Below are 19,355 nucleotides of genomic sequence, written 5' to 3'. Positions count from 1 at the left end.
AGAAGGATACCATCAGTGAGTTTCATGGCTCGACACACACATGACGTCATCGACAACAGTCAGGTCCAGAACGAGCCCGACCACCAGCTCGGGACCGATGAAGTGCACGTCTACAACGTTCTATGGGGGATCCCCGAATCGATGGGCGGAATGACGACCGCGGCCCTCCGCCGGATTCGGAGCTTTCAGAATTTCGGGAGGCCGCTGTCGCAAACCATCCTGACGTTCAGCCCTCGACTGGACACAGACGAGATTCGAGATCGGTTGGTCTCGTCGGGGCAAATGCGTGATGACGTCGAGCTGGTGAATATCTGGTCGGACCTGCGGTGCAGGTCCGTACATGAACTTGCGGAGCTCGAAGGTGAACAGCCTCGGAGTCCGATTCCGGACGTCGATGGTGAAATCGAGAACATCACCACCTTCTTTGACGTAGTCCGAAAGGAGCGCAGCAGCAAGATTATTCGCCGCAACTACTTCAGGGAAGATGGGAGCCTGCTGGTCGCGGACATTCGGGATCCGAAACTGGGCAGTAGGTTCATCCTCCATTCTCCGAATGGAACGCCGATGGCGGAGTGGCGACGTCCACGAGATTTCTACAACGCCTGGGTCAAAGTAGTTGTGAACAAGGAACCCGCTGTCGTCATCGTCGATGACAAGAAGGTCAGCGAGTTCATCCACGAGATCTCGAATCGGAACTTCGCACTCGTTCTGTTTCTCCATGGAACTCACCTACGTCATCCGTGGAACGGCAATCACGGCCAGGTGCTGCCACGCAGAATAGATACCATGCGCAATTTTGACCGCTTCGACGTAGTCGGTGTGCAGACACGTCAGCAGGCGGATGCCGTGCGAGCTCTCGGATTCTCTGAAGACAACATCAGGCTTCTGACCGGAGAGCTGCCGGCAGGATCGGTGCTGACCGAGGCTCCAAAAGGACGGTCGATGGGTAAGGCCGTGATGATTGCCAACCTCGTTGAGCTCAAGCGCGTTGGCCATCCGATTCGGGCGGTGGCGAAACTGCGTGACCGCGGTGTCGACGTCTCTCTGACGGTCCTGGGGGAGGGGCCGGAACGGCCTAAGCTGGAGAAGCTCATCGACGCTCTTGACGTTCGTGATCGAGTGGAGCTGCCCGGCTATGTCAATGATGTCTCAAACAGGCTGAAAGCGGCCTCATTCTCCATGCTGACGAGTACCAGTGAAGGACTGCCGCTGTCCGTGATGGAATCGATGGGCGCTGGTTGCATTCCGATTGTTTACGACATTACATATGGCCCGCGCGATCTGATCGAGCAGGGGCGCAATGGATTCATCACTCCGAGGAATGATATCGACGCCCTGGCGGATCAGATCGAGGAATTTCTCTCTCTGAGCGCAGATACCGTTTCGGCGATGCGCAGCTCCGCCATGGATACAGTCGAGCATTATCTGCCTGAAGCCGGGTACCGTCGCTGGAAATCGGTCATCGAGGAATTGCCTGTGGCACAGGTCGATGATGCTCTCATCCAAACATCGGGCACTCCAGTCGCAGTGAAGAGAGCCACGTTTGAGAACTTGTCTGAAGGCTGCCGGATCGAACTCGAATTCGCCGATCTCCGTCGAGACATTATAGAAAAGGTGGAGATGGTCGTGTCTGCACGCGACGTCAATACATTCTTCGTATGTGGAGGCTCCTTGACGTCCATTCGCCGGATGGGCCGACGACATGCGGTGGCATTCGCCGTCGACTTCGAAAGCTTCTCTGAAGCGATGGGTGAGACTTTTGACGTCTACCTCCGAATGCCCCGCAGCCTGTGGGAGTCGAAGCGGAGGATTCGTCTACCGAAAGGATTCCGTGCAATGCGGACAGGGCAGCGGGAATGGTATTCCACTAAGTACGGGAACCTCTCGGTACGACCTGTGAATGCAACATAAGAAGAACAACCACCCTGGACTGGGACATCGCTGGCAGGTGGTTCTGCTAACCGCCGCCGTCTATTCGCCGGTGGATTCGTCCTCGGACTCGGCGTTGATGCTGTCGTCGGAATGGAAGTGCTCCAGGTCCACTGTACGAGCGGAGATCAGCTTCGACACCGCTTCGCTGAACAGAATTGTCGACGTTCCCTTCCCGCCTTCGCCGAAGTAGTGACGACGAAGATCGAGACGAGCCTCCGCCGCCGAATCCTCGGTCAGCATCGTTTGGAACATCAGTTCCAAACCGTCAGCTGTTGTTTGGTCGATGATCGGAGTAGCGCGGCTGATCGGCGCTTCGGCGTTAAGCAAAGAGGTGTCATTGCGGCGATCTGTCAGGACAAGTGGCTTTTCAGGGTGCAGGTAGAGAAAGTCGAGCCCGACACTGGAGATATCGGTGACGAGCAGGTCGACCGCGTCAAACATCGCGAGAATATCGCCCTGCATCAGCACCTGATGCTGCATGGACTCGTCTGAGATCGATTCATTGGCCGTCTCGAGGAGTTCAAGGATCCGAGCATTTGCTTCAGTCATACCCGGATCATTGGACGTCTCAACTCGGGGATGCGGTTTGTAGACCACACGAGCGTTCGGAATCTGCAATGCGGCTTCGACTATCTGCGGACCGAAGAGATCGACGGAAGTGTAATTGTTGGATTCGTTCTCACCCTCCCACGTGGGCGCATACATGATGGTTCGCGCATTTGAGGGTTCGAGCTCCATAGGTCGTTCGATGTCGAGCTGTGGTCGTCCGACCTTGACGAGAGCGGACTCGTCGAAATCGATAATTGCTCTGCGGTGCCGTTCGATAGCGGCGTCGCCGGCGACGAACACTTTGTCGTAGGACTTGGCTTGGTTGGAGACCATGCTCAGTTTGTCCGATTCGCCGTGGTTGACGTGCACGTGCACCATCGGGGCGAAGGCCAGCGACTGGAAGTTCGTCATTCCGTTGTTGACGTAGAGCGCCAACTTGAAGTCGTTGGCATGATAGAAGGTGTGCAACGGGTCGAATCGACGTTTGAACACCACTGGGAGATTCGTAGTTTCGAGCGTACGAAGCAGGGCAGAACCTTTTCGCATAACCAAGACGACCTTATGCGTTTTGTGGAGTTCTTCGAGCACGGGTATCCACTGCTCGAGCTGATAGAACTTCGAGCTACGATCACCGAAGTACACGACGACGTCGGCCTTGACGTAGCTGCCGTCGTACTCATCTTCGAGACGATTCCACTTCTCAGCGCCCCTGATCCATTTGCTGGTGTGTTTCCACGCGCTAGAGCGCACCGCAGTGCGTGCGACCCATCGGACCGGGTTAGCCACTGTTCGAACTCCTCGCAGTTGTGAATGCGCAGCCGCAACGGCTCAATGCCTCAGATGCAGCCGACGACTCGGCCAGAATATCGTTTCACGACTGCCCCTGAGAACACGAAGTCATCGACTCGGATGCGGCCCCCGGGCGTGTCGTCAAGTTACCGAACGCCACAGGCAAACTGCTAGGCTATCAACGTTAATTGAGAGTGAACGAGTTGCGTCAGCATTTCAAAATCATGCTGGTGAGGGGAATCTGTGGTAGATGAGCTGACGATTGAAAGAATCTCGTGGGAACGTGTGATTCTGACATTTGTCGTCAGGGTTCCCGGCGAAGCCCCTGACTCGTTCTTTTTGACCCCGAACTCGCGCCCCTACGAAGTCGAGCTCCCTGTTCGTGCAGAACCCCTGGGGGAGGGGCGTTTCCAACTCACTATCAATGTAACTCAGTTCAATCGTCGAGCTCAGGTTCCCAATGGAACGTACTACCTCGTTGCTCGACGCGGAGAAGAGAACCTTCCTGCCTCCTACCCCTTGTCGAGAGCCGAAGAGCTCGGCGATGCTTCGCGAGCTTTCGTCTACAACAAGAACTTCTCCGCCTACACCGTGACGTTCGGCATCTCCGACGACGAGGCGGCTCCCTATTTCCTCATGCGCACTTACTCTTTCGGTCGTTCCGGAGGTAAGCCCTTGTCCACTCTGGCACGCCTGAGATCGAAAGCCCGCAAGAAGTGGACGAAGACCAAGAGGAAGGCTCTTCGGACCGTATTCGCCATCTCTGCTTACAAACGGCCGTCCGACGGGAGCAACATCTTGTTCGCCTCCGAGGCCCGTCCGAACATGCAGGGAAACCTCAAGGCCGTGCATGACCGCATGCTCGAACGCGGTCTCGATTCGCAGTTCAACTTCGGCTATTCGTTTCGCACCGGACGCACCAGCAGCCGTCAGAGTGCGTTCGCCCTGGCGTGGGAAATGGGCAAAGCGAATACCATCCTCATCGATGACTACTTCGCCATTCTCAAGGATCTGGGAAACCGAGACGAGCAGAAGATTATCCAGCTTTGGCACGCGGGCAGCGGATTCAAGTCGGTGGGGTACAGCCGGTTCGGGCAGTACGGTTCGCCGAACCTGAGAAACGCTCATCGTCTCTATTCGTATGCCATCTGCGGTTCCCAGCACCTGCGTGACGTCTACAGCGAAGCCTTCGGAATCGAGAGAGAGGCTGTCCTCGCGACCGGTCTGCCCCGCATCGACGGTTTCCTGCGAGAGGGACGTGCAGAAGAGGTCCTCGTCGACTTCGAGAAGCAGTTCCCGACGGCGAAGGGCAGGAGGAAGATCCTTTTCGCACCGACTTTCCGTGGTCGAGGCTCCGGAGACGCTCACTACGACTACGACCAGATCGACTTCCGGGAACTCTACGAATCGTGCGGCGACGATTCGGTCGTGCTGTTCCGGCAACATCACTTCGTGCCCGATCCTGCACCGATCCCACAGGAATTCAGCGATCGCCTCATCGATGTCGCTTCCTGCCCGGACACCAACGATCTGATGCTCATCTCGGACGTGCTCATCACCGACTACTCGTCAGTTATCTACGAGTACTCGCTGCTCGAGCGTCCGATGATCTTTTTCGCCTATGATCTCGATACCTATTCCGCGACGCGAGGAATGCACAAGGACTACCGGGAAGCCGCCCCGGGCAACATTGCCACGGCCTTCGACGAGCTCGTCGCGCTGCTCCGTCGCCCCCAGCTGAGCAACGAAGCGACGAAGGAGTTCGTCAAAGAGAACTTCGACTACGTGGACACCAACAACTCGGACCGTGTGATCGACACGCTCATCCTCAGCGAGCCCGCCGCCGAACCACAGGTTCCCACCGAGGATGAAGATCACAGGATGTCCGATCGGGTAGGTGAAGAGGATCCCGGAGCACCCGGCCAAGAAGACCAGCTCAATGACCCGACGGACAACGAGTCCAACGGCAACTATAAGACTGAAGAAGAGGACGAGGAGAACCAATGGCAAACATCGCTGTAGTCTTCGCAGGAGGCGTCGGCGCTCGGATGGCACACAGCTCCCGTCCGAAGCAGTTCCTGGAGATCCATGGTCGACCGGTGATCGTGCACACGCTCGACATCTTCCAGCAGCACTCGGAGATCGATTCGATCGCAGTCGCCATCCTTCCGCAGTATCGGGAGCACCTGGAACGCCTGATCAAGCGCTATGAACTCGACAAAGTCCACTGGATCGTCGATGGAGGATCGACCGGTCAGGAATCGCGCCACAACGCTCTCAAGGTCGTCGCTGAACACAACGACCCATCCAGCATCGTGCTCATCCACGACGGTGTCCGTCCCCTTATCGATGCGGACCTGGTCTCGAGGAACATCGCGAGCGCCCGTGAGTTCGGTTCGGCAGTCACCTGTACCAAGATGACTGAGACGGTAGTCGTGGAAGAGGGATCGGGTATCAAGGAGGTCATTCCTCGCGATCCTCTGTGGACCGCACAGGCTCCGCAGACGTTCCCGCTCAAGGACGTCCTCGCCGGATACGATCGTGCGGTCGCGGAAGGGGAGAACGACTCGATCGATACCTGCACACTGATGAACGGCTTCGGATACGATGTGCACCGGGTCGAAGGACCGCGAACGAACATCAAAATCACCACTGCCTCGGACTACTACGTCTGCCGGACCTTCCTCACCCTCATTGAAGATCGGGAGGCTTTCGGTGGGGAGTAAGAACCAGGCAGCCGCTTCCGGGGCTAATGCTGCCGATGTCGTTCTCTTCGACGCCCCTGTCTTCTCCGAGGACGTTGCGCGCATCGCTGCGGCTGAGTTGCCGTGGGAGAAGTACCGGAACACGGAGATTCTCGTCTCTGGTGCCTCCGGAATGATCCCGATGTATATCGTCGGAGCGCTGCTGGCCGCGAACGATGCCCATGGCCTCGGGCTTCATGTCACAGGTTTAGTGCGGAACCGAGCGAAAGCAGAAAAGCGATTCGGCTCTGCGCTCGAGCGCTCGGATTTCACACTGCTCGCGGCTGACGTCATCGATACGCAGAGTTTTGAACGGAACTTTTCAACAATCTTCCACGGCGCCTCGCCGGCCCGTCCTAGTCTCCACAAGTCGTCTCCTGTCACAACGCTGAAGGCGAACACAATGGGCACGATCAATCTGCTTGACTCGCTTGTCGAGGCTAAAGGGGATTCGTTTGTCCTCCTGTCCTCGTCGGAGGTCTACGGTGCGGTCACCGGAAGTGAACTCATCAGCGAAGACGACGAGGGAACACTGCAACATTTCGCGCCGCGTGCTAGCTATTCGGAAGGTAAACGAATTGCCGAGACCGCTCTGGCCGCATATTCGGACGAGTTCGGCATCCGTGGACTCAGCCTGCGTTTCGGGCACATCTATGGTCCGGGTATGGCCCTCAATGACGGTCGTGTGCAGGCGGACTTCCTTGCTGACGTCGTTCGCGGTCGCAATGTGCGAATGATGAGTGCCGGTGCCGCGACTCGGACGTACACGTATGTCGCAGATGCAGTGGAGGGACTGTTCTTCGCTCACTTGCGTGGTGAAGAACAGGTCTACAACATCGCCGACCCTGCCGGGAACATCAGTATCCGTGAACTGGCCGAGACCTTTGCTGCGGCACGGCCGGAGAAGAAACTCGAGCTGGACTTCGTCAACCCGGAGGACGGGCGATCGTTCTCGCCGGTAGCCTCACTCGGCTTGGACGCTGCCAAGCTCACCGCGCTCGGATGGGATGCGGGAACCTCGCTCACTGACGGCGTCTCCCGGACAGTTCGGACGTTCGAAGACGGTCCGCTCATCGACTGATCGAAAAACACCATACTTCTTTCACTCACCAACCGGTACGACGTGCCACAATTTCGGTAACGACGCTGATCGTTGCATTGATGAGGAGACCTGAACGTCTATGAGCCCCACCAGAATTCTTCTGCTGACAAACCGTGATTCGGACAATGTCGGAGACCAGATCATCGAGGCCACAGTCCTCTCCATCATCAAAGGCGCGATGAAGAATCTTGGCTTCGGTACCGATGACTTCGTCATATCCAGCCGTGCTGCGGGCATCATTTCGAAACGATACATGGCCACCAAAGACCCAGAACTCTTGACAGCGGCCCGGGACGAGATTTCGAAATCTGATCTGATCATCTTCGGTGGCGCCCCGCTCTTCAACTATGCTTATCAGAACTTCTACCGTCGAACGATCGTCACACTGGAACTTGCGCAGGAATATGACGTGCCTGTGATCTTCTCGAGCATCGGTGTGGAGAAGTACGATGCGGCGAACAAAAAGAGCCAGGCTCTCAAGAAGGCGCTTGAACTTCCGGTGGTCAGGCAGATCACAACGCGCGATGACATCGAATCACTGCGTAAATATGCTGAAGGCACAGAGGTCCCGGTTGCCCATGTTGCCGACCCGGCAGTATTGGCCGATATCGTCTATCGCAAGAAACCTGAACCTGCCCCGGCGCCTAAGCCGGTGCCGGCCTTTCCCGTGCGAGCGAAGCGGAAGCTCAAGCGAATCGTCAAGAGCATTGTCGCCAAGTCACCTAGATCCAGCGTGGCTCAACCCGCGACATTCCCGGTTCAACCTGTTGCTAAAGCGCCAGTTGCTGCGGAGCCGAAACCTCAACGCATCGGTTTGGTTGTCACCAGGGCGGGAATCTTCGCTGACAACAGTATCGACTTCAGTGAAGATGATCAGCGCAGATTCTGGCTCGAGACGATCGCACTGCTCGATGAGAAGGGATACGACTACCGTCTCTTCACCACTGGCCATTTCTCAGATGAGGTGTTCCTGGACACCCTTATTAAGACATCTGGTATTCCGGGCAAAAAGGCTGCCGTTACAGTGAATTCTCCAGACGAACTCATTCGTGAACTGCGTGGGTGCGATGGGGTCATCGCCTATCGGCTACATGCGAGCATCACGTCGTTTGCGCTCGGCGTTCCCTCTATCGGCCTGTCGTGGAACTTCAAGGTGCCGTATTTCTACGAATCCGTGGGCTACGGGGATCGCGCGCTGAGCCCGGAAGAGTGGCGAGCCGAGAAGGTCGTGTCCGCGATCGAACGCGCGATGAAGGGCGGCGTCGTTAAAGACAAAGAATTTCTCAAGTCCGTCTACGACACACTGTTCACAGGAATCCGAGACGTTCTCGCTCCCGACAATCCTGCAAGCCCCTACGAATTCTCGGAGCTCTGGGAAGGGATGCCGCGGCAGTTGGCCACTGGCCCCAAGGGGTACCGCGAGAAGGTCAACCGGAAGTTGCGTCGTACTTACGAGAACTACCAGAAGCTATACGACAAAGCACAGTCAGTCGATTGATTGTGGACGCTAGAGAAAGAGCCAATCGTGGCACGTACTGAAGTTCTGCTGCTGACTAACCGAGATTCTGACAATATCGGTGATCAGATTATTGAAGCCTCTGTTATCAGCCTGTTGAATGCGGCTGCAGAGAACCTTGGAATTGCATCAGATTCGTTCATTGTTCGCAGCCGAGCCGCCAGCATCATCAGCAAGAAATACATGAGCACAGGTGACGAGTCTCTGCTCGAGCCGGCTCGACGTGCCATTTCCAGGGCTGACGTCGTAGTCTTCGGCGGAGCGCCATTATTCAACTACGTCTACCAAGTCTTCTACCGGCGGACAATCCGGACGGTCGAACTTGCCGAGGAGTACGGGGTCCCTGTGCTCTTCTCCAGTATCGGCGTGGAGCCCTACAATGACGCAGACGAACGTTCGCTGGCGCTGCAGACTGCGCTGAGGAAACCCGTCGTTCGCCAGATCACCACCAGAGACGATCTGGAATCGGCACAGAAATATGTTGAGGGGACAGGGATTCCTACGGCGCTCGTGTCTGACCCCGCTGTCTTTGCTGATTCGGTGTTTGAGAAGGTGCGTCCGATTGAAGACCCACGTGGACGCAGCCGGAAACGTATCGGCCTCGTTGTCACCAGGTCCGGTGTGTTCCCCGACAACGGAATTACATTCAGCGAAGCAGATCAGCGCAATTTCTGGCTTGGTGTAATCGATGAGCTGACCGCTAGAGGAGACGACTATCGACTTTTCACCACTGGTCATTTCGACGATGAGATCTTCCTCGATTCTCTGGTTCGACACTACGGGGTGCAGGGGAAGAAGGCTGCCGTCACGCTCAACTCACCAGAAGAGCTCATCGAACAGCTTCGCAGCTGTCATGGTGTCATCGCCTATCGTCTTCACGCGTCAATCACCTCATTCGCCTTCGACATCCCTTCGATAGGGCTGACATGGAACTTCAAGGTTCCAGATTTCTATCGTTCTGTCGATTATCCGGAACGAGCGCTGGATTCGGCAGATTGGAAGCCTTCCACAGTTCTCAGCGCACTCGACAGAGCTATGAATGAGGGAGTGGAGAAGGACAACGACTTCAAGATTTCGGTCTATCGAACGCTGTTCTCAGGATTGAAAGGCATCCTCAAACCCAGCGAGCAGATCGAACCCTACTCACTTGAGGAGCTCCGAGAGAAGCTGCCACGCTACGCGGGTACATCGCGCAAGCAATACCAAGAGAAGATGCGACGTAAGCTTCGCCGATCGTATGGCTTCTACCAGGACAAAATTGCCGCAAACGCAGTGAAACCGTCCGTCGGACAGGCCGGTCGCAGACAACCGCAGTCGCTCCTGCGAAGTGTGAAGACTCGACTGAAGCGTGGATTGAAACGATAGTGCGTCCCGAGATTCGGCAGGCAGTGCAGATGACGGCTGATGCTTAAACGGGTGGTTGCGGTCAGTTCTGTTCAAGAGCGCTGATTCGTCCTCAGAGGATTGCGTTCTCAGTCTCTGAGCTCAGTCAGTGCTATTTCGACTGGATTCCCTTCCGCGTCTTTCAACTCGATCGTGCAGCTCTGCTTTTTTGCAGCTGAGCGAGGGATGACTACTGACGCTTGGTCAGTTGAGTGGACGATGAGTTTGGCTGGCTTTTCCTTGGCCGTGATGTCTGCCCGGTAGGACGCAGCCTGCATGGTCGATACCGGTCCATTGATCAGGACGACTGTAGAGCGTCCGACTTCGAACTGGTCAACGACGTGGAGCTCAAGCCTTTTGACTGGATCGAGGTGTCTTTCGGTAGGCCCGACGTCAATTGCAAGCTCGTCTGAATTATCAATGAACACGACTGCCTTGATGGGATCGTCGACAAGAAGCGGAGAAATGTCCAATCCTGGTGCTCGTGATTTTCCGAAACGCTCGCGCGCGACCACTGACGACCATTTCGCCTTGATGAAGACTTCCCAGATGCCGGAGTCGGCCAGCCTCGCAACTCGGATATCAGTCGAGAACCGTGCACGTGTGCCGAAACTTCGGGTGTACGTGCGAGAGGCATCAAGCTTGGACACAACCTTCGTCCCGAGCTTGCGGTGACGGAAGATGATCTGGGCGGAATCGGGGGCCTCGTCCAATCCGTCGATTCCGAACTCACCCCGGACGGTAATCACGTCAGTTGTTGCGGTGATTGTTTCGAGAGTTTGGTGGAGCCGGATTTGCAGATCGCCCACGCTTGAACCTGCGCGGGGTTCGTAGACCAGTTGAGTCCTGTCGTCGTCGAGAGCGAGAGGTACTGGCTTCTTCTCTTTCAGAAATCGACTGACCGCCTCAACTCCGTCGATGTCGTTGCGAAGAGCCAGGTCGACAAGGATTTGGGACTCCGGCAATCCATGATCGCGGATGCTTGGGTTCCATAGCGGAGCGACGACGTCCCGAAACTCCTTCAGCATGGTCTCACGTTCTGCTCGACTGTGAGACGACAGCATCTTCTTTCCGAACACAGACTTGACGCCGGCTGCTCCGATGATCGGACGCCGAAGCAGTCGGTCGCGACGCTCACCTGGCTCGGTATTGTCAACGATCGTTTTGATGAGGGTAAGGATTCGCGAGAGATGCTTTCGCGGAGGTTGACCGGTTGCGGTGATATTGGTTCCGTCGTCTCTGCCCCGGAGCCAATAATAAACCCGATCGGCCAGTATCGATATGTGTGGGCTGTGAAGGTAGGCCTTCATTGTAAACGGCTGATCTTCGCCTATCTTATAGCCGAGTGGGAATCGGATATCATTGTCAATCAAGATCGACCTGCGGAACAGTTTCCATGCTCCGAGCGTGGAATGTGCCTTGGAATCGATGAAATCGACGGCGAAAAGAGTCTTACCAAAGGCAGTCGAAGGTACATTTCCAGCCCTCTTCTTCCCGAAAAGTCCCATCTTGCCGAGCACGACGCCTGAGCCCGTGCTGTCCGCGACCTCGGTCAGTCGAGAGAGCGCATTTGGGGAGAATTTGTCATCCGCGTCCAGAAAAAAGACGTAGCGGCCACGGGCTTGTTCGAGTCCAAAGTTGCGCGGCGCGGCAGCAGATCCGCTGTTGGGGATCGAGTAGACGTGCAGGTCGTTGCTGTCCGTAGCCAGTTCGTTAAGCATGCTCAGCGAGTTGTCTGTCGACCCATCGTCCACAGCAATAATCTCTACTGCTCCAGCGCGCATGTCCTGAGCTCTTACGGATTCGATCGTTTCCGGGATGTACTTTTCGCAGTTGTACACAGGGATGACCACGCTGACATCAATCCCGACTGGGGCGGGGAGTGTCATTGCGGGTATATCAGTCATTTTGGCTCCAGGGCAACGTTTACATGATGCGGGGGACTCGCATCAGACATCATGCTACATCTGCTGTTGCGTGTATCTGGGGAGGCGCGTCGATGGTGAAAGGGTAAGGGGCCCTGGTCAACGAACCGAATCGGACGTGTGATTCTGGCCAGCCCTTTGACCGGATTACTTGAAACTACCTGATACCCCAGTAAGTCTTGCCAAAATCGCAACTTATGTGCAGACTGTAGTGGTGGTCACGACAGGCAAAGGTGCAGACAGCACAGAGACGTCGCTGGTCAGCCGTGTCCGCACCGCCATCAAAGACGCGGGAATCAACCATAGCGAAGTCGCCCGACAGATCGAGCTCGACGCGAGCAAACTCTCGAAATCCCTGGCCACCACCCGGAAATTCCGGGTCGAGGAGATCTCCCGGATCGCCGAACTCACCGGGGTCACCACGGACTGGCTGACGACCGGGAAAACGGTCCGACCGCCTCGGCGAAAGATCGGCATCGACGTGCCTGCTGACACCGCTGCGCCGACCAGCGACACCCAGGAAGTGGCTGCCGCGCACAATGGCGGAGCCGATGGGGGAGCGGCCAACGGATCAGCCCCCGCACACGAGTGGATGTCGAAGGGCACCCGCAACCGACTGAAGATCATCGCGGCCACTTGGCGACTCTATGCCGACCTCGGCATCGACAAGGTCCGCACCGAGGACGTCGCAGACGCGGCCGGAGTGACCACCTCGGCGGTGAACTACCACTTCCGGACGAAAGACCAGCTGCTGCAGTCAGCCCTGCGCCACTCACTCGACGTCATCGCCGAGACCCGTCACCTCAATGACTCCGCAGATCCCGTCGGCGTGCTCCGCCACTTCGCACGCATCCACGCCGGAGTCGATCCGAAGATCCGCAGAGTGTGGTCGATCTGGCTCCAATGCTGGGCCCGTGCGGCCACCGACGAAAGTGCCCGCGCGAACCTCACCGCCGTCTACGGCGAATGGATGGACATGATCACGACGATCATCGACAGCGGCCAGCGCACGGGAGCGATCCGGACCGGCAACACCGCCCTCATGGTCAAATCCCTCTCGATCTTCATCGACGGCCTCGGCGTGGCCCGCACCACCGAGCACATGCCCATCACCGATGAAGAGGCACTGACCATGCTCGAGAACTACCTCGCCGCTCACGTCCTCATCGGCGACGCGTTCACCGATGACACCCGAACCCCGAAGTCAGACCGGGTCGCCGCTGCCGGCCGACCCGAACCGACGTCCTAGGAAGAAGGCACATGAGAACACCGAACCGAAGACAAGCGCTGGGCGCAGGCCTTGCCGTGGCCGGCGTCGCGGGCTTGAGCGCCTGCGGAGGCGGAGAGGTCGGCGCCGCCGATGCCGGCGACCCCGTCAAGGGCGGGACCCTGCGCGTCGGCGTCACCGGCGGCAATTCGGCCGACACCGTCGACGCCCATATTCCCGTCAACAACGGCGATGTCTGCCGTTCCGTCAACCTCTACAACGCACTCTTCGGCTGGGACGACGACTCACAGGTCGTGCCGCTGCTGGCCGAATCGATCGAGGCCAACTCCGACTCCACAGTCTGGACGTGCACGCTCAAGGAGGGCATCAAGTTCTCCGACGGCAAACCGATCACCCCCGAAGACGTCGTCTTCACCTTCGAGCGGATCAACGACCCGGACGATCCGAAGACTGCGGCCGCGAACTTCTCCATGCTCGACAAGGTCGTCGCCAAGGGAGACCGGGCCGTGGAGTTCCGGCTCAATGAGGCCAACGGCCTGTTCAAGGATGCCGTCGCCGAATATACCGCCGGCATCGTGCCCGTCGGCTACGACCCGAAGGACCCGGTGTGCTCCGGGCCGTTCAAACTCAAGTCCTTCACCGCCGCCCAGTCGACCGTGCTCGTGCCCAACGAGTACTACTTCGACTACGACAAGCTCTACCTCGATGAGGTGGAGGTGCTGAACTTCAACGATGACGACGCCCTCATCAACGCCCTCCTGTCCACACAGGTCGATGCGATCGCCGGCATCCCGCTGGCCCTCGTCGAGGTCATCGACGCTGATGAGCGCATGTCCATCCTCAACTCGAAGACCGGCATGTGGCTGCCCTTCACCATGCGCGTGGACAAGAAGCCGTTCGACGACGTCAAGGTCCGACAGGCCTTCCGCCTCGTCGTCGACCGCCCGCAGATGATCGAACAGGTGCTTTCGGGCTACGGGACGCTGGGCAACGACATGTTCGGTCCGCTGAGTGAGAACTACCCGGAATTCCCACAGCGCAAGCAGGACATCGACAAAGCGAAGAAGCTCCTCGCCGAGGCGGGCTATCCCGACGGGCTCGAGGTCGAACTCGTCACCGCCCCCATCCAGTCCGGTGCCGTCGAATCCGCGCAGGTCTTCGCCCAGCAGGCCACCGATGCCGGCATCACGGTCAAGATCCGCAAGGTCGATGCGACGACGTTCTTCGGCGATGAGTATCTGCAGTGGGACTTCGCTCAGGACTTCTGGTACACCCGCGACTTCATGCCGCAGGTCATCGCCTGTTCCCTGGCCGAATCGCCGTTCAACGAAACGCATTGGGACGACCCGCAGTTCAACAAGGTCTTCGCCAAGGCCCGCGCCATTCCCGACGCCGGGGAGCGCCGGGACCTCGAGCACGAGCTGCAGAAGATGCTCTATGACGACGGCGGGTACATCGTATGGGGCTTCGCCAACCAGGTCGACGCCTTCCAGAAATACGTCGGAGGGCTCGTCCCCAACTCCACAGGACGGCCCCTGAGCGGTTGGAGATTCGACCGCGTGTGGATCGGAGAGGTGTGACATGTTCGGAAAAGTGATCGGAAAGCGGCTGCTCTTCTCCGCGTTCATCCTCATCGCGGTCTCACTGCTCGTCTTCGGCGCCACCCTGCTGCTGCCCGGCGACGCCGCGCGAGCCATCCTCGGTCAGCAGGCCACGCCCGAACGCATCGCGGCACTCAACGAACAGCTTGGACTCAACCAACCCGCCTGGCAGCGCTACCTCACCTGGCTGGGCGGACTCTTCGTCGGAGACTTCGGAACCTCCTCGGCGACGGGCGGACCGGTCTCCGAACTCCTCGGCGATCGGGTCTGGGCGTCCTTCGTCCTCATGGGACTGGCCGCGATCATATCCGTGCCGCTGGGCATCGGACTCGGCGTCTATCAGGCCCTGCACCGCGGCGGTCGCCGCGACCAGGGGATGACCGGCATCAGCCTGGTGCTCGCGGCCATGCCCGAGTTCGTCATCGGCATCGGACTCATCGCGATCTTCGCCACCTCGGTGTTCCAGATCCTGCCCGCCGTGACCCTGGCCCCGCCGGGCGAGCCCGTCTGGAACCGGCCTCAGCAGCTCATCCTGCCGACACTGACCCTCATCCTCGTCGTCACCCCCTACATCGTGCGGATGATGCGCGCGACGATGATCGAGGTCCTCGATTCCGGATTCGTCGAGATGGCCCGACTCAAAGGTGTCCCTGAGAAGCGCGTGATCATGCGCCACGCCGTGCCCCATGCGCTGGGTCCCGTCGCGCAGGTCGTGGCGATCCAGCTGGCTTGGCTGGCCGGCGGCGTGGTCGTCGTCGAATTCCTCTTCCGCTACCCGGGACTCGGGCAGGCGCTCATCGATGCGGTGACCTACCGTGACGTGCAGGTCGTCCAGGCGATCTCCATGCTCGTCGCCGCCGTCTACGTCGTGGTGAACCTGGCGGCCGATGTCGTCGGCATCCTCACCAACCCGAAACTGAGGAGTGCAGCATGAGCACCGATGCGAACAGTCTCGACGACCTCAAATCGGCGGCCACCGACGCCGCCGAGGTGCCCAAGGAATCCCAGACCACCTACGTCCCGTTCTATAAGCGGGTGCTGGCACAGAAGCAGGGCAAGATCGGCCTGACGATCACCATCGTCATCGTCGTGCTCTCCCTTTGTGGGCCGCTGCTGCTGCCGTGGGCGACGGGCAACACCGCCACCGAGTTCGTCACGAAGCCCTTCAGCCCCTACGGGCTCTTCGGCTCCGACAACCTGGGTCGCGATGTGCTCTCCCGGTTCCTCGCCGGTGGTCTGACCCTCATCGTCTACGGCGTGCTCGCTACCGTGCTCGGCATGGTCGTCGGTGCTCTCCTCGGCATGCTCGCCGCCTATGTCGGTGGCACGTTCGACGCCGTCATCATGCGCCTCAACGACGTCATCCTCGCGATCCCGCAGCTGGTGTTCGCGCTGCTGGCGATCACGGTGCTCGGCCCGCAGGGGTGGGTGCTCGTGACGGTCATCGGTCTCACCCACGCTCCGCGCATCGCACGTGTGGCGCGGTCGGCGACCCTGGGCGTCATCACCGAGGACTACATCAAGGCCGCCGAGATGTACGCGATGCCCCGGTGGAAGGTGCTCATCCGTGAGCTGCTGCCCAACATCACGGGACCGCTGAGCGTGGAGGCGGGCCTGCGCCTGACCTACTCGATCGGCTACATCGCCTCGTTGTCGTTCCTCGGTCTCGGCCTGCAGCCGCCCGCGGCTGACTGGGGTCTGATGATCAATGAGAACCGCATCGCCCTGTCCATCCAACCCTGGGGCGTGCTGCTGCCGGTCATCGCGATCGCGCTGCTGACCATCGGCACCAACCTGCTCGCGGACTCCTTCGCCCGAGCCACCGCATCAACATCCGTGGAGGCGTGATGAGCTCGAAGACAGAAACAGTTCGCCACGACGATGCGAACGAACCGAACGAGAAGATCGTCCTGCGCGTGACCGACCTGCGCGTCGTCACGAACGCCGGGGACGAGATCCTCCACGGCGTCGACTTCGCCCTGTCCCGGGGAGAGATCCTCGGTCTCGTCGGCGAGTCCGGTTCCGGCAAGACCACGGCGGGCCTGGCCTGCCTGGGGCACTTCCGGGAGGGGCTGAAGTTCGGGTCGGGGTCCGTGAGCATCTGGCCGCGCGGCGAGGCCACCCACGTCGAGGTCGGCGAACTCGACGAGGTGGCGCTGCGGGAGCTGCGCGGATCCCGGATCGCCTACATCCCCCAGGATCCTGCGCTCTCGCTCAATCCGGCCATGCGGGTCGGTGAGCAGATTCGTGAGGTCCTCGACGTCCACGGCTTCGGGGCCTCGGATCGTGAGAGGGCCGATCGCGTCGCCGAGGTGCTCGTCGACGTCGGTCTGCCCGGGGACAAGACGTATCAGAAAAGGTGGCCGCATCAGCTCTCCGGCGGTCAGCAGCAGCGCATCGGCATCGCCATGGCCTTCGCCATGTATCCCGATGTGCTCATCCTCGACGAACCGACCACCGGTCTCGACGTGTCCACCCAGTCGGTCGTGCTCGACACGATCCGGCAGATGACGGTGGCGAACAACGTCGCCGGCCTCTACATCACCCACGACCTTGCGGTGATCAAGGACATCTCCGACCGGGTGGCCGTGATGCTGCGCGGTGACCTCGTCGAAGAGGGCCCCGTGTCTGCGGTGCTCGATCAGCCGCAGCATGAGTACACGCAGATGCTCATGTCCGCAGTTCCCGACCTCGCCGGTCGCAAGACCATCGGCGACGGAGCCGCGGAAGCGAAGACACCGTCCGCGGACGATGACAAGACGCACATCCTCGTCTCTGCGGTGGAGAAGCCCGGGCCCACGGATTCGGGGTCGGAGCCAGGCGGATCCGAAACGGACGCTTCGGGGACTGACGGGACGGCCGCCTCGGCGGGCCTCGAGTCAGCGGGGGAGGGCGGAGCCGCCTCGGCGAATGCATCCCTGCTCGAGGTCACGGACGTGGCGCTCGCCTACGGGAAGGCGCAGATCCTCGACGGGATCAACCTGGTCCTGGAACCGGGGGAGTGCACGATGCTGCTCGGGGAATCCGGGTCGGGCAAGACGACCCTCTCGCAGTGTGTGGCCGGGCTCAACGACGACTACACCGGGTCGGTGAAGCTGCGCGGCACGGAGCTGGCACGGTCGACGCGCAAACGCACGAACGAGCAGCGCGTGGGCATCCAGTACGTGTTCCAGTCGCCGTTCTCCTCGCTCAACCCGCGGCGGTCGATCGGCCAGTCGCTGACGGTGCCGCTGGAGATGAGCGGTGAGGGCACGGCCGCGACCCGGAAGGCTGCCGTCGAGGAGGCCCTCGATTCGGTGCGGCTGGGACGGTCGTTCTATCACCGGCGCCCCGGTGACCTCTCCGGCGGTGAGCGGCAGAGGGCCGCGATCGCCCGGGCGCTCGTCAATGCGCCGTCGGTGATGGTCTGCGATGAGATCACCTCGGCATTGGACGTCAGTGTGCAGGCCTCGATCGTCGCGCTGCTGCGGACCCTGCGGGAGGAGCGTCAGCTGGCGATGCTCTTCGTCACGCACAACATCGCGCTGTCACGGCACATCGCCGACAACCTCGCGGTGCTCAACAAGGGCAAGATCGTCGACTACGGGCCGACCGCCTCGGTGCTGGAGAACCCGTCGCACGAGTACACGCGGGCGCTGATTTCGGACGTGCCGAAGTTCTGAGGGGGTGGGCGGGAGGCGTGGCCCTTTGGCTGCGCAGCACACTCTCAGCCGGATAGCTCACCTTCTGCGGGTGGCCCTGACAGCACCTGCCAAGTCGCCGGAGAGCTCCCGGCGGGTGAGATGGGTGAGGCGGCCGGCTGCCCTGATGAGTCCATCGGATCCGCGGTAGCCGACGGACCTGGCAGCCGAGGCAACTGTCGATCCCGCGCGGATTCTGCGCAGGGCCAGGTTGAGTCGTCTCCGCGTCCTCCACTGCACGAAAGACATGCCGAGATCGTCTTTGACGATCCGCTCGACGTGCCGTTTGCTCATCGCATATCGCGCGGCGACGGCGGTCAGCGGCACCACCAGGCTCATGGGGTCGTCCATGATCGCTCTCACCGAGCGGTGCTGCGGTTCCGGAATGGGGAAGTCATCGACGGCGAAAGTGCTCAGCTCTGCGTCGAGGGATTCCCTGAGTGGCCTGCGCTCGGCCTCGCAGCTCGGAGACGAGGCGAGGATGAGCAGAGCGGTTTCGCGGATGGCGGTCGATCGGCGGATATGCAGGAACCCCTCGGGCGGTTCCGTCTGCGGTGACAGTCGCGGGCCGAGCATGATGGAGTCCGCTTTCGCCGTGACCGAGTGGTCGACGCCCGAGCCCAACCACAGGCTGGCCTCAGCGGAGAGGCTGAGTTGCGTCGGTTGGAACCCGTGCCCGCGCAGATGTACGTCTACGCAGCCGCTGATGACATGAATGAGCAGCGGGTACGAATGGCTGTGCCAGTCATGGCCGGTGAGGAGCACCGGTCGTTCTGTCTTGCTGTCGTTGCGTCGCAGTCGAGTGTGTCGCGCTGGTCGAGGGATGATGTCGCCTTTGTCGCAGGTAGAACGGAAAGTTTGGTTAGGCTGGGCTATGTTCTCTGATCTTAGTCCCGAGCCAGCCAA

At 59.7% G+C, this 19,355-nt stretch carries 14 protein-coding genes; 11 read left to right on the top strand and 3 right to left on the bottom strand.

Annotated elements, in window-relative coordinates; all coding sequences use genetic code 11:
- The first annotated feature begins 24 nt into the window (after nt 1-24).
- A complete protein-coding gene (locus tag FHG09_RS09735; protein WP_227492703.1) occupies nt 25-1,911 on the top strand; it encodes a glycosyltransferase in 1,887 nt (628 codons plus the stop codon).
- A 60-nt stretch (nt 1,912-1,971) separates the two neighbouring features.
- Here FHG09_RS09735 and FHG09_RS09730 read toward each other — a convergent pair whose 3' ends face one another.
- Nucleotides 1,972-3,267 carry a CDP-glycerol glycerophosphotransferase family protein gene (locus tag FHG09_RS09730; protein ID WP_227492677.1) on the bottom strand — a complete coding sequence of 432 codons (1,296 nt, stop codon included), beginning with the start codon at nt 3,265-3,267 and terminating at the stop codon, nt 1,972-1,974.
- A gap of 522 nt (nt 3,268-3,789) precedes the next feature.
- Between FHG09_RS09730 and FHG09_RS09725 the strand changes: the two genes are divergently transcribed.
- The 5 genes from FHG09_RS09725 (at nt 3,790) to FHG09_RS09705 (ending at nt 9,997) form a co-directional block, all read left to right on the top strand.
- Nucleotides 3,790-5,292 (top strand): CDP-glycerol glycerophosphotransferase family protein, encoded by a 1,503-nt coding sequence (locus FHG09_RS09725; protein WP_227492676.1) that lies wholly within the window; start codon nt 3,790-3,792, stop codon nt 5,290-5,292.
- Complete coding sequence (locus FHG09_RS09720; RefSeq protein WP_152347448.1) at nt 5,274-5,996, top strand: IspD/TarI family cytidylyltransferase; 723 nt, start codon at nt 5,274-5,276, stop codon at nt 5,994-5,996. Before FHG09_RS09725 ends, FHG09_RS09720 begins: the two co-directional genes overlap by 19 nt.
- Complete coding sequence (locus FHG09_RS09715) at nt 5,986-7,095, top strand: NAD-dependent epimerase/dehydratase family protein (protein WP_193627344.1); 1,110 nt, start codon at nt 5,986-5,988, stop codon at nt 7,093-7,095. The genes FHG09_RS09720 and FHG09_RS09715 overlap by 11 nt, the downstream gene beginning before the upstream one ends.
- A gap of 100 nt (nt 7,096-7,195) precedes the next feature.
- On the top strand, nt 7,196-8,614 hold the full coding sequence (locus tag FHG09_RS09710) for a polysaccharide pyruvyl transferase family protein (protein ID WP_152347446.1): 1,419 nt from the start codon (nt 7,196-7,198) through the stop codon (nt 8,612-8,614).
- Nucleotides 8,615-8,641: 27 nt separating this feature from the next.
- Nucleotides 8,642-9,997 (top strand): polysaccharide pyruvyl transferase family protein, encoded by a 1,356-nt coding sequence (locus FHG09_RS09705; RefSeq protein WP_193627343.1) that lies wholly within the window; start codon nt 8,642-8,644, stop codon nt 9,995-9,997.
- A gap of 107 nt (nt 9,998-10,104) precedes the next feature.
- Here FHG09_RS09705 and FHG09_RS09700 read toward each other — a convergent pair whose 3' ends face one another.
- Nucleotides 10,105-11,922 (bottom strand): glycosyltransferase family 2 protein, encoded by a 1,818-nt coding sequence (locus FHG09_RS09700; RefSeq protein ID WP_152347444.1) that lies wholly within the window; start codon nt 11,920-11,922, stop codon nt 10,105-10,107.
- Nucleotides 11,923-12,154: 232 nt separating this feature from the next.
- Here FHG09_RS09700 and FHG09_RS09695 point away from each other — a divergent pair, with 232 nt between their 5' ends.
- Genes FHG09_RS09695 through FHG09_RS09675 form a run of 5 tightly spaced genes read left to right on the top strand, consistent with a single transcriptional unit; the run spans nt 12,155 to nt 18,431 of the window.
- The gene (locus FHG09_RS09695) at nt 12,155-13,189 is read left to right on the top strand and encodes a TetR family transcriptional regulator C-terminal domain-containing protein (RefSeq protein WP_227492675.1); all 1,035 of its coding nucleotides are present in this window, start codon (nt 12,155-12,157) and stop codon (nt 13,187-13,189) included.
- Between the two features lie 11 nt (nt 13,190-13,200).
- Nucleotides 13,201-14,748 (top strand): ABC transporter substrate-binding protein, encoded by a 1,548-nt coding sequence (locus FHG09_RS09690; protein WP_152347443.1) that lies wholly within the window; start codon nt 13,201-13,203, stop codon nt 14,746-14,748.
- A gap of 1 nt (nt 14,749) precedes the next feature.
- Entirely contained in the window at nt 14,750-15,703 is a 954-nt protein-coding gene (locus FHG09_RS09685; RefSeq protein ID WP_152347442.1) for an ABC transporter permease, read from the top strand.
- Complete coding sequence (locus tag FHG09_RS09680; RefSeq protein ID WP_227492674.1) at nt 15,700-16,617, top strand: ABC transporter permease; 918 nt, start codon at nt 15,700-15,702, stop codon at nt 16,615-16,617. The genes FHG09_RS09685 and FHG09_RS09680 overlap by 4 nt, the downstream gene beginning before the upstream one ends.
- Nucleotides 16,617-18,431 (top strand): ABC transporter ATP-binding protein, encoded by a 1,815-nt coding sequence (locus tag FHG09_RS09675; RefSeq protein WP_152347441.1) that lies wholly within the window; start codon nt 16,617-16,619, stop codon nt 18,429-18,431. Before FHG09_RS09680 ends, FHG09_RS09675 begins: the two co-directional genes overlap by 1 nt.
- A gap of 57 nt (nt 18,432-18,488) precedes the next feature.
- Here the strand turns inward: FHG09_RS09675 and FHG09_RS09670 are convergent, their stop codons facing one another.
- The gene (locus tag FHG09_RS09670; protein WP_152347440.1) at nt 18,489-19,214 is read right to left on the bottom strand and encodes a helix-turn-helix domain-containing protein; all 726 of its coding nucleotides are present in this window, start codon (nt 19,212-19,214) and stop codon (nt 18,489-18,491) included.
- Nucleotides 19,215-19,355 lie beyond the last annotated feature (141 nt).

Origin of the sequence: Brevibacterium sp. CFH 10365, assembly GCF_009299785.1 — a bacterium.
GTDB classification, from domain to species: domain Bacteria; phylum Actinomycetota; class Actinomycetes; order Actinomycetales; family Brevibacteriaceae; genus Brevibacterium; species Brevibacterium limosum.
The sequence above is the reverse complement of the archived record's forward strand: the minus strand, read 5'-3'. Positions and strand labels throughout refer to the sequence as shown.

What these genes read in the sequence shown, in the direction of transcription:
- FHG09_RS09735 (WP_227492703.1), top strand. Translation starts at nt 25, where the DNA reads ATGGCTCGACACACACATGACGTCATCGACAACAGTCAGGTCCAGAAC.
- FHG09_RS09720 (WP_152347448.1), top strand. Translation starts at nt 5,274, where the DNA reads ATGGCAAACATCGCTGTAGTCTTCGCAGGAGGCGTCGGCGCTCGGATG.
- FHG09_RS09710 (WP_152347446.1), top strand. Translation starts at nt 7,196, where the DNA reads ATGAGCCCCACCAGAATTCTTCTGCTGACAAACCGTGATTCGGACAAT.
- FHG09_RS09700 (WP_152347444.1), bottom strand. Translation starts at nt 11,922, where the DNA reads ATGACTGATATACCCGCAATGACACTCCCCGCCCCAGTCGGGATTGAT.
- FHG09_RS09690 (WP_152347443.1), top strand. Translation starts at nt 13,201, where the DNA reads ATGAGAACACCGAACCGAAGACAAGCGCTGGGCGCAGGCCTTGCCGTG.
- FHG09_RS09685 (WP_152347442.1), top strand. Translation starts at nt 14,750, where the DNA reads ATGTTCGGAAAAGTGATCGGAAAGCGGCTGCTCTTCTCCGCGTTCATC.
- FHG09_RS09680 (WP_227492674.1), top strand. Translation starts at nt 15,700, where the DNA reads ATGAGCACCGATGCGAACAGTCTCGACGACCTCAAATCGGCGGCCACC.
- FHG09_RS09675 (WP_152347441.1), top strand. Translation starts at nt 16,617, where the DNA reads ATGAGCTCGAAGACAGAAACAGTTCGCCACGACGATGCGAACGAACCG.